An 8,202-nucleotide genomic window follows, 5' to 3' on the forward strand; every position below is an offset into this window, starting at 1 on the left:
ATTGGTTTTGGAAAAAAAGAAGAATTTAAGAAAGTGCTAGCAATTTTAAGAAAGAAAAAGCCTGATAGGACAAGGATCCTATGAAATTTGTCGTGTACAGAGAATGATAAGTTAAAAAAATCACTGAATAACAGTGATTTTTTTAACTATTATTTTAAATTTCCTGCATGTAACCCGCATTCTTTATGGGTCGCTTCTTCCCACCACCAGCGGCCTTCACGTTCATGCTGATTTGGCAATACAGGACGGGTGCAGGGCTCACAACCAATCGAAATAAAGCCACGCTCATGCAACGGATTATAAGGAATTTCCATCATGCGGATATAGTTCCACACGTCGGAACTTGACCAGTTTGCCAAAGGATTATACTTAATCAGCTGTTTTCCTGGACCTGAAAAACCAACATCTGCTTGCACCACTGGAATTTCATTACGAGTCCCCGGACTTTGATCTTTACGTTGACCGGTAATCCAGCCATCCAGTGTAGCCAGCTTTTTGCGTAAGGGTTGAACTTTACGGATACCGCAACATTCCTGATGGCCATCCTGATAGAAGCTGAAAAAACCTTTTTCAGTCACCAGTTCTTGCATCGCTTCTGTTTCAGGGAAACAAATTTCGATCTCAATATTATAATGTTTACGGACCTGGTCGATAAATTGATAGGTTTCTGCATGTAAACGACCTGTATCGAGACTGAAGACACGAAAAGGTTTGCCCAAATGAGAAGCCATATCAATTAAAACCACATCTTCAGCACCTGAAAATGAAATGGCAATTTCACCTTCTTGACTTAAAGCAAGTTCCAGAATCTCGCTGGGAGATTTATCAGCATATTCAGATGCAAGTGCATCAACAAGGTCAATGGTCGGGATTGTAGTCATGACAGTTCCTGGCGTATAGGCTTGGACACTTAAAAACCTATATTAGTTTAATTCACAATGATTTTAATGGAATTGAAATAATCTGCTTAGCACTAAAAAATAAATGCTTATGAATAAAATAGATTTAAAAAACAGCCCCTGAAATCTCTATTTTTAAGCTATCATAACGCAAAATTTTTTACTGACATTGGGAGAGCCCATGGAAATCGTATGTCTTGATCTTGAAGGGGTGTTGGTTCCGGAAATTTGGATTAACTTTGCCAAGAAAACTGGAATTAAAGCGTTGGAAGCCACTACACGTGATATTCCAGACTACGATGTGTTAATGACGCAGCGCCTGAATATCTTAAAAGAGCATGGTTTAGGCTTAAATGATATTCAGGAAGTAATTGCAGAGATGGGGCCTTTCCCTGGGGCAAAAGAATTTGTGAAATGGGTGAGTACACATTTTCAATTGATTATTCTTTCCGATACGTTCTATGAGTTTGCTCATCCTTTAATGAAGCAACTGGATTGGCCAACCATTTTCTGTCACAAGTTAGAAACTGATGAAAATGGTATGATCACAGCTTATAAACTTCGTCAGCCGGATCAAAAACGCCAAGCAGTTAAAGCCCTGCATGGTTTGAACTTCCGTGTGATTGCAGCAGGCGATTCTTATAACGATACTACGATGCTGGGCGAAGCAGACCACGGTTTCTTGTTTGATGCACCGGAAAATGTCATTGCTGAATTCCCTCAGTTCCCACCGATTCACGGTTATGACGCGTTAAAAGAAGCGATTCGTAATGCGTCAGTGCGTAATATTCCAGCATAAATCCTTATATTTATATAAGTAAAAAAGGCGTACCCATCGGGTACGCCTTTTTTTAAACATATAAAATATGTTTAGAATTTATAACCTACATTCAAACCATAAGCGATAGCATGGTTATCCGCAAATTGTCCTGCTTGGGTGTGCGCTCCAGTCACAGCATCAGCATCACCTAACCAGAAATATTTCACACCTGCTCCGATAAAGTAATTTTCAGCAGGGGAGAAGCGCACACCTGTTCCCAGATTCCAGTAGCCTTCGGTTGGACCAAGGGTAGTGACTGGATTACCCGCACCTGAATCCCAGCCTACAGAGACATTGGCACCCCAACGTTCATTCAGTTTACGGCCTAGGCCTACTGTTGCAGAAATTTGATCGTCTTTATAGTCAATTAGATTAAAGCCATTCGGTTTTCCCGGTACCAGACCTGCTTGTCCAAGCATTTGAGAGAGTTTTCCAAAATTGTAGGGTTGAACTTTAAAATTAGACCAATCCACCCAACGCAGATTTGCAAAGGCAACAGTGTCCGCCATAATGCCGCTCTGTAAATCAACATTGACAGATTGTGGCGTGGTTAATTCAGTTTGTCCTGAAGATGCATTCAAGGCAGTCATTGCATTATCTAATAGGGTATTGCCTGTCATGCCTGCAGCATTAAAGCGTTCATAAGCATTGATCTTGTGCTTGATTTCTGAACGATAGGTGACGGAAGCTTTGAGTGCAATTTCCGGAATTTGATATGCAACACCTGCTAACCAGCCTGCCGACTCATCTTCACCCGTTCTGAAATCGTAGCCATTAAAAGCACTATAGGTAGTACCACGAAGTAGTACTGTACCATCCACAGTTTGATATACGGCACCTGCATATAAGTTCCAATTCTGAGTCGGTTGGTAGCCTAATATGAGATTTAAGTTTTGTGTATCTACTTCGACAGAGGTGCCACCTTTAAAAGGAACAGGATGATTTTCTACAAAATTATTATTTCCAGAGTATTCTGCATCCGCACCATAAGGTTGATCGTAAATTAAACCTACAGAAAAGTGTTCATTCGCTTGAACTTTCAAAGCAGCATGTGGGAAATAGTAGTCACCAGCCATATCTGTAGCCGTATTTCCAGACTTATCTTTACCTGAAACTTCAGGGTCTAAAATAGAAATGCCTGCTTCAAAATAATTTCCGGGTTGTAAAAATGCGGCGATAGATTGACCTGAGCGATCTAAGCCAGCGGCAAATACTGAAGTAGATGGAAGTAAGCTAATTAAAACTGCTGAATATATTTTGTTGAGCTTCATGGTTCTTTCCCTGATGCCATTTTGTAACTAAAAGTGCTTGAAAAGTAACATAAATAAAAAAAGAGTAAATACTCTGCTAGAGTTTAATAATTGACTTGTAAGCACACAAATGATGCTTGATAGAGTAATAATTCTATTTTTGTTAAGTTATCTTTATGATTTTTAAATAAAAAGAAAATTATGAAGAATGAAGTAAATTTCAAAATAAAAAATTAACCGTTTGATGGAAAATACAGCTATTAATTTATAAATGTATATTAAATGCTAATCAAAGACTGAAAAAAGACCATTGCGAACAATGGTCTTTTATTGTTTGGTTAAATAAAATTAGAAGCGGTAACCAATTTTTAAGCCGTATGCAAGTGCATTGTTGTCTTCAAAGCTAGCAACTGTATTAGGAGTACCAAATTGTGCGCCAGATTGTGCTTTAGCATCACCTAACCAGAAGTATTTCACACCACCCGCGATGAAGTAGTTTGGTGCTGGGCTGAATTGTAAACCTAAACCAACATTCCAGTAACCTTCTGTTGGACCAAGGGTAGATACCGGATTGCCTGCACCAGTATCATAACCTACGGAAACGTTACCAGCCCATTGCTCATTCAGTTTACGACCAACACCAACAGTTGCAGAAATTTGATCATCGGAATATGCAACTAAATCAAAGCCATTTGGTTTTCCAGTTGAAGCTACAACAGGTGCTTGTACACTAGCTGTACCAAATTTAGGTGGGCGAATGGAGAAGTTAGACCATTCAACCCAGCGTACATTAGCAAATGCTACGGTATCTGCCATGATGCCGGTTTGGAAATCCAGGTTAACAGATTGTGGTGTCGTGATTGAAGTACTTGAATTTGGTTGTAGGTTAAGACCAGCAAATAAACCTGTATTAAAAGTTTCGGTGGTTTTTGCATCATGGTCAATTTCAGAACGATAGGTTAAAGATGCTTTGAGAGCAATATCAGGAATTTGATAAGCAAAACCAGCTAACCAACCGACTGAACCGTCTTCTTCCATATTGGCATTATAAGAGCCAAATGTACTGCTACCGCCATATGCTAGACCACGTAATTGAACGTCACCTTCAACAGTTTGATAAACTGGACCTGCATAAAAATTTAAATTTTTATTTGGTTGGAAACCAAATAGCATTGATATATTTTGTGTTTTTACTTCAACTTTAGTTGATTCAGAACCATTATGGAATAAACCTTGACCTTGAAATGCGGCTAATGCACCTGGTAGTACAGCAGGTGAACTTGAGTCTGTGGCTGAATAAGTTGCATCAGCTCCGAAAGGCTGATCGTAAATTAAGCCAAAAGAGAAATTATCAGTAAGCTGTAATTTTAATGCTGCACTTGGAAAATAATAATCATCTCCCATATCTGATAAGTTTGTATTTTGAAGCCCAATAGCACTTGCTGGAGCTGCTGGGTTTGGAGTATATCCATTATTTACTTTACCTGAAACATTTGGATCTAAAACAGAAATACCCGCTTCGAAATAGTTACCCGGTTGTAGGAAGGCTGAAATAGATTGACCTGAGCGATCTAGTGCAGCTGCAAATGCACCTGTCATTGGTACTGTTGCAAGAATCATTGCGGTACTAAGAGTTTTTAATTTCATTTTGTGTCTTTCCTTGAGGTACAAATTTTATTACGGCTGATTTGTGTTTTTGAATGCGCTAAATTTATTTTCCTAATATCAGTTATATAACCAGATATCATTTGTTACTCCATGTGACAAAAATAGCACAATAAAAAAAAGAGTAAATGCTCTATAAAAAACTATAGAGTTTAAAAAATGAACGTATTAGAGTTTTTAGTCTAAATTTATACTAATAGTTTACTTTAAACAATTGAAAAATAATTAATTAAACTAAATTGATAATTATTTTATGTGAATATTTATTTGATTAAAAAATGACCATTTATCATAAAAAGTATCGTATTTTTATGTGATAGAGTTCTCTCTTCAAACGTAATAATTGAAATTTAAAAAACAGGAGGTCAGGAAATTTAATTTTTTAAATATTTTTTATTATTAATTGCAATTTGGGAATTTTAAAATACTCGTCTCATTATCTGACTAAGGGAAAGTTTAAATATAGACAGGTAGGGAAGCGAGATCTGGCAAGCTGAATAGGGCTTTAGATTATTTTTATTAAAAATTCTAGGGTGAAAAGTATTGTGCGCCCTGCGAGGATAGAACTTTGCTTTGAATGCATTGTTGATATTGCATTTAAGCTTTCATGTTTTTTAATTGTATCCCTATTTGTATCCTTATTTTCTTAAGTACTTATATTGATGAAGCTTTATTAATTGCGTAGGTTTGAATCTTAAAGAGGGATTCAAATTGAAGGGAACATTGGGTTGATTGTGGATAAGTGATAGTTTTGAATTATGCTTTAAGCTTACTGAATAAGATCATGGAATTTGTAGGAGCTGTTAGGTGGATGTAGAAATAAAAAAACAATCAGAACCAAATTATGATTCCGATAAATTTAAATTTTTATATGAATATAAAAAGTATCATTTAGATATATTACGTGATGACTATAAAGATTTAGAGAATAAGGCAACTAAGTATTTAACTTTTGTGACTTTAATTCTTACCATGGCATCAATTTTTTTGCGTGATTATTTGACTCTTCCTGTATCTGAAAAAGGTCTATGGTATTACTCATCTTTAGTTCTACTGATCATGTTTGTGATTGCAATTTCACCGGTATTAAGATGGTTATTCCTGTGTATAAAAATAAATAAGCTTGGAGATTTGCCGAAAGAGGGGATGAAACCGTATTTTTTAGAAAATATAAAAGAAACTGTGTATATTGGTACAGCAGATCGTTTAGATCAAATCATTGAAAGCTATAAAAAAGTAAATATGGAAAAAGCTGCTTTTTTAAAAAAGGCTTTTGAGGAAATCAAGTGGAGTTCATTGATCTTCATTGCATTTGTAATAGTATTTTTGATTAATAAGTTTTGAAAATTATGACTACTTCTGCTCCAAAACCTCCAGTACCACCAATTGTTCCAGCGCCAAGCATTGGTGAGAAAGAGATTAAATATGATCATCCAGTTAAACAAAGGTAATAATATGAGTAATCAGAATAATCCACGTCCACCAGTTCCGCCAGAAGTTCCTGCACCCCATATTTCATATGAAGAAAGAAGTATAAAACGATAGCATCACTCTCTGAATGTCTCATTCAAAGCTTGTTGCACGGCGTCTACACGTGATTTACAGGCTTTGTAAGCAGACATAGATTCTTCAACGATTTTCATCAAATTATCAATATCTGGTTCTTCTTGGGATTCAAGCAATTCAGCATTTTTCTTAAGCACTTCATAGCCTTCTTTAAATGTTAATTCTTTTTTAGTCATTGCTTATTACCTGTGTCACGTTGGCTTCAAGGGTACCATCCTGTAATTCTACCTGGATGCTGTTACCTGAAATTTGTTGGATAGAGCGGATAGCTTTACCTTGGCTGCGGACAATACCGTAACCTTTGGCCATCACATTTCGTGGATTCTGTAATAGGGTTTCACGCATCAATGATTCAACCTGGTTAGAGGCTAATTTAATTTGCTGATGAGTCAAATATCGTGTTGTATCCTTCACTAGTTCTATAGACCGGCTGGCTTCATTAATCTGGTTTTGAGCATGGGTCTTGATCACTTTGATCAAATGGTCATTCTGGCTTTGATACGCCGTGATCTGGTGCTGAGATAAAAGCTTGATCGTGTGGAAAGATTCGAGTACTTCCTGAGTGCGCTCAACAATCAGATTACGAATACCCCCGATCACTTTACTAGGTGTATCAAAAGACCGGTGTGCAACTTCATCCAGGATGGTCCGATCCTTTTCATGGCCAATACCGACCCAGATCGGAACTGAACGTTTACAGAGTAGGGCAGCCAAATCATAGTCATTCAGATAAGCCAGATCATTCACGGCGCCGCCACCGCGAATAATTACAATCAGATCTGGCGCAGCTTTAAAGTCTTTAGCCCACTGACGCAAACCATCGCCCAATGAATGGATGATTGAAGCTGCAGCTGTATTTCCCTGAAAGGTCGCGCTGTGATAAACGAAATGGCAAACACCGACTTTATCTAAGGCATCGGCATCTTTCTTAAAGTCACCTAGTCCTGCAGCGTTTTCAGGTGCAATGACCAGGACATTTTGAATATCGAATGGAGTAGGGAGTAACTTATTTTTATTAACCAAACTTTCAGTTGTTAAGCGTTCTAATATTTGTTGATAGCGCCGTGATATATCACCTAAGGTGTAGCTTGAATCAATATCTTCAATATTAACCGAGAAACCGTATTGAGGACTGAAAACAGCTTTAACTTTGATAAGAACATTTAAATCTTTCGATAGCTCAATACCGCTTTCACGCTCAAATTTTAAAACCATTTTGGCAGCAGCAAACTTCCAGATCGTCGCCCTGCAACTGGCAATCACTTTGTCTGTATCTTCTTCTTTTTCTGCCAGCTCTAGATAGTAATGGCCACCTTTAATATTCAGGTTACGGATTTCAGCTTTGACCCATACCGGTTCATCAAAAGTTATACGGATAACTTCTTGGACCGTTGCAAGGTATTGACTTAGAGAGAGCTGGGTATCAAGCATAAGGCAGCTAATTTATACGATTGAGAAAATACTAAAGCTCAGGTGGTATTTCAGCAATACTAATCTAAATAGCAAGTAGTAATTATTCAGCACTGCACATTGTCTTTTTTCTTGTAGTAGTCCAATGCTATGTCCAGATCCGTCAACAGTTTTGCCCGCGTATATTCAGTGGGTGACAACTTAAGTAAGGCCTGCATGTAATTGGTTTTGTATTCAGTAGGGTAGTCTTTACAGAGTATATGAATTCTTTCCGCTTGTGGCGTCTCAGCACTATCCAGCTTGTCCAAGTAGGTATTTATGATTGCATCTGACTTCTCGAATTGGGCTTTTGCTGCTGGATCAGGTGTGCCAGTAGATGCTGATTGATCTGGTTCCTTTTGGCAGCCGGTAATTGAAAGAGTTAGAAGTAGGGTAGTGAATATTTTTGTTTTCATGGTTTGGTTTTGTTGTTATTGGTATGGGGGATTAAGTATCAACTAAAAAGTAAACATGTATTCATTACCAAAACCCTTTGAAATCTGCCCAACCCAACGCTCTATTTGATCTGCCTTCATCACCTTAAAATCCCGCC

General features: G+C 37.6%; 8 protein-coding genes. 2 read left to right on the top strand and 6 right to left on the bottom strand.

Annotation, left to right across the window (positions count from 1 at the left end; all coding sequences use genetic code 11):
* Positions 1-149: 149 nt before the first annotated feature.
* Positions 150-881 carry a phosphoadenylyl-sulfate reductase gene (locus ACE01T_RS16475; RefSeq protein ID WP_180081931.1) on the bottom strand — a complete coding sequence of 244 codons (732 nt, stop codon included), beginning with the start codon at positions 879-881 and terminating at the stop codon, positions 150-152.
* 199 nt (positions 882-1,080) lie between these two features.
* Here ACE01T_RS16475 and thrH point away from each other — a divergent pair, with 199 nt between their 5' ends.
* The gene (thrH, locus tag ACE01T_RS16480) at positions 1,081-1,698 is read left to right on the top strand and encodes a bifunctional phosphoserine phosphatase/homoserine phosphotransferase ThrH (RefSeq protein ID WP_086196902.1); all 618 of its coding nucleotides are present in this window, start codon (positions 1,081-1,083) and stop codon (positions 1,696-1,698) included.
* A 71-nt stretch (positions 1,699-1,769) separates the two neighbouring features.
* Here thrH and ACE01T_RS16485 read toward each other — a convergent pair whose 3' ends face one another.
* Together ACE01T_RS16485 and ACE01T_RS16490 are read right to left on the bottom strand one after the other, a co-directional pair.
* Complete coding sequence (locus ACE01T_RS16485; RefSeq protein ID WP_180081929.1) at positions 1,770-2,990, bottom strand: OmpP1/FadL family transporter; 1,221 nt, start codon at positions 2,988-2,990, stop codon at positions 1,770-1,772.
* A 327-nt stretch (positions 2,991-3,317) separates the two neighbouring features.
* A complete protein-coding gene (locus ACE01T_RS16490) occupies positions 3,318-4,616 on the bottom strand; it encodes an OmpP1/FadL family transporter (protein WP_166171227.1) in 1,299 nt (432 codons plus the stop codon).
* Positions 4,617-5,441: 825 nt separating this feature from the next.
* Here ACE01T_RS16490 and ACE01T_RS16495 point away from each other — a divergent pair.
* Complete coding sequence (locus ACE01T_RS16495) at positions 5,442-5,978, top strand: hypothetical protein (protein ID WP_395519697.1); 537 nt, start codon at positions 5,442-5,444, stop codon at positions 5,976-5,978.
* Between the two features lie 203 nt (positions 5,979-6,181).
* On the opposite strand, the gene xseB is transcribed toward ACE01T_RS16495, so the two are convergent.
* The 3 genes from xseB to ACE01T_RS16510 all read right to left on the bottom strand — a co-directional run bounded on the left by xseB (position 6,182) and on the right by ACE01T_RS16510 (position 8,065).
* Complete coding sequence (gene xseB, locus ACE01T_RS16500) at positions 6,182-6,376, bottom strand: exodeoxyribonuclease VII small subunit (protein WP_131274459.1); 195 nt, start codon at positions 6,374-6,376, stop codon at positions 6,182-6,184.
* On the bottom strand, positions 6,369-7,631 hold the full coding sequence (gene xseA, locus ACE01T_RS16505; protein WP_395519698.1) for an exodeoxyribonuclease VII large subunit: 1,263 nt from the start codon (positions 7,629-7,631) through the stop codon (positions 6,369-6,371). Before xseA ends, xseB begins: the two co-directional genes overlap by 8 nt.
* Positions 7,632-7,717: 86 nt before the next feature.
* Entirely contained in the window at positions 7,718-8,065 is a 348-nt protein-coding gene (locus ACE01T_RS16510) for a hypothetical protein (RefSeq protein ID WP_395519699.1), read from the bottom strand.
* Between the last annotated feature and the right edge of the window lie 137 nt (positions 8,066-8,202).

Origin of the sequence: Acinetobacter uliginosus, assembly GCF_044130295.1 — a bacterium.
In the GTDB taxonomy this organism is placed as follows: Bacteria; Pseudomonadota; Gammaproteobacteria; order Pseudomonadales; family Moraxellaceae; genus Acinetobacter.